Source organism: Bradyrhizobium sp. Mp27 (genome assembly GCF_029953005.1).
Lineage (GTDB): Bacteria > Pseudomonadota > Alphaproteobacteria > Rhizobiales > Xanthobacteraceae > Bradyrhizobium > Bradyrhizobium barranii.
The window spans coordinates 1-796 of the sequence record NZ_JASAUS010000566.1 but is presented as its reverse complement, the minus strand read 5'-3'; the positions used below and the strand labels follow the sequence as shown (position 1 = coordinate 796).

Genomic DNA, 796 nt, shown 5'->3' with positions numbered 1-796 from the left:
CGGCGGCTCTTCTTCGTCATCTTCGCTCCTGATTCGCAGCAAGAATCCTCGCCGCTGTCAGGCAGAAAATCCACTCAAGCTACTGTCCGAATTTGCGGGGCCAGCTCTATACCGACGAAGGCAGGGCTCGATGCTGCTAAAGAATTCCAGCACCTGTGATCGCCGCAAGGCGCGCCGGGCAGCGACGTGCCCGCCTTCGGTGATGGCGTGGACTTGAAAGACCGACTTGGCCAGATCTAGTCCGATTGTGATAATCTTCTCCATGGGAACGGTTCCTTCTCTCGTGTGGCGATTGGCGTCACCACAGTAGACCTCCTCAAGGCCGGTTCGAAGGGCCGTTCCACACCATCAGTTTTGGTGCAGCTACGTTTATTCTGCGCCGATTAGTCCGGCTTGAAGCAGATCGATTTTGCCACGGCCGTACATTTGGCGTCTGTGAGCTGCACACCTGAAGGTCAGCCTGGCGAATGCGCCTTCGGCGCCCGCGACGAGTTTCATCTCGCCGCCATTGTGCAGAACCTCAACACAATGGTGCTGCGTCTACTCGGTCCGCCACCAAGAGGAGCCCCTGCGGTGTTCGCCGTCAGGGCCTGTGAGACAAACTGAGGGATTTTGCGGAGGGATATGGCGCGACAATCCTGATTGCCGCTGCCATGCGCCGTTCCGCCGCGTAACCGAGTAAGATACCGAGCTATGGCGGAATCTGGGTGATGACGGTGTGAGGAAGGCGGCGTATCGAGGCGGGTGACGAGCCTGCCAGAACCTCTCGAGGAGAGCGATACGCCATGACCGAGAC

The 796-nt window shown here is 58.8% G+C and carries 1 pseudogene; it reads right to left on the bottom strand.

From position 1 onward, the window contains the following. Positions 1-117: 117 nt before the first annotated feature. Positions 118-264 (bottom strand): annotated as a pseudogene (locus tag QJT78_RS51765) (IS110 family transposase); the annotation flags it as partial. Positions 265-796 lie beyond the last annotated feature (532 nt).